The organism is Brevibacterium sp. SIMBA_078, from assembly GCF_046534565.1.
GTDB lineage: Bacteria > Actinomycetota > Actinomycetes > Actinomycetales > Brevibacteriaceae > Brevibacterium.
In genome coordinates this window covers 1-264 of the sequence record NZ_JAWRYQ010000296.1, presented here as the reverse complement: position 1 = coordinate 264, position 264 = coordinate 1, and the positions used below count along the sequence as shown (strand labels likewise).

Genomic DNA, 264 nt, shown 5'->3' with positions numbered 1-264 from the left:
CAACGGTAACGCTGGGAGTCTCTCATCTATTCAAGTTTGTTACTTCTAGGTTAGAAATCACATACAAGCCGAGAGGGAACAAGATTTACTTTGCTGGTGCTGACGATCCTGAAAAGCTCAAATCAATCAAAGACGCTGATTTTCCAATAGGTGTTATGTGGATAGAAGAGCTTGCAGAATTCAAATCCGACGAGGAAGTAAGCACCATCATGAACTCGGTGTTACGTGAAGAACTTACACACAAAACAAAGCCGGAAAACCCAC

Annotated in this window: 1 protein-coding gene; it reads left to right on the top strand. The window is 42.4% G+C overall.

The features are described 5' to 3' along the window. Window positions 1-264, top strand: a 264-nt coding sequence (locus SB749_RS19790; RefSeq protein WP_410711810.1) for a phage terminase large subunit, incomplete at both ends; no start/stop codon positions are given.